Annotated in this window: 1 protein-coding gene; it reads right to left on the bottom strand. The window is 64.9% G+C overall.

Going from position 1 to position 956, the window contains the following annotated elements; translation table 11 throughout:
* A partial coding sequence (locus J8I33_RS34240) for an aminotransferase (protein WP_209940001.1) occupies positions 1-956 on the bottom strand: 956 nt, incomplete at both ends.

Below are 956 nucleotides of genomic sequence, written 5' to 3'. Positions count from 1 at the left end.
TCGGTCTTCACGCGCTCGACGATCCCCTCGTCGCGCAGCAGCTTCAGGTTCGCGACCGCGACGGCCGCCGCCACCGGATGGCCCGAATACGTGAGGCCGTGATTGAATTCGCCGTTATCGATGATCGGGCGCGCGACGCGCTCATGAATGCCCACCGCCCCCATCGGCACATAGCCCGACGTCAGGCCCTTCGCCATCGTGATCAGGTCCGGCTCGAAGCCGAAGTGCTGGTGCGCGAACCATTCGCCGGTGCGCCCGAACCCGCCGATCACTTCGTCGGCGACGAGCAGGATGTCGTACTTGCGGCAGATCCGCTGGATTTCCGGCCAGTACGTCGACGGCGGGAAGATCACGCCGCCCGCGCCCTGGAACGGCTCGCCGATGAATGCCGCGACGTTCTCCGCGCCGAGTTCGAGGATCTTCTCTTCGAGCTGCTGCGCGCGTGCGAGGCCGAATGCTTCGGGCGTCTCGCCCGGCTGCGCCTCGCCGAAGAAATACGGCTGGTCGATGTGCACGATGTGCTCCACCTTCGACGGCATCTGCTCGTGCATGTAGCCCATCCCGCCGAGCGTGCCGCCCGCGATCGTCGAGCCGTGATAGCCGTTCTTGCGCGAGATCACGTATTTCTTCTGCGGCTTGCCCTGCACGCGCCAGTACTGGTGCACGAGACGCAGCACGGTGTCGTTGCCTTCCGAGCCGCTGTTGCAATAGAAGAAGTGGTTGAAGCCGGCGGGCGTCACTTCGGCCAGCATCGCCGACAGTTCGATCACCGGCGGATGCGTGGTTTTGAAGAACGTGTTGTAGAACGGCAGCTCCTGGAGCTGGCGATACGCGGCGTCGGCGAGTTCCTTGCGGCCGTAGCCGACGTTCACGCACCACAGGCCAGCCATCCCGTCGATCACCTTGTTGCCGTCCGAGTCCCACAGGTAGACACCGTCGGCCTTCACGATCACGCG

Origin of the sequence: Burkholderia sp. AcTa6-5 (assembly GCF_017815075.1) — a bacterium.
In the GTDB taxonomy this organism is placed as follows: Bacteria; Pseudomonadota; Gammaproteobacteria; order Burkholderiales; family Burkholderiaceae; genus Burkholderia; species Burkholderia sola.
This window is presented reverse-complemented; position numbering and strand designations above follow the sequence as displayed.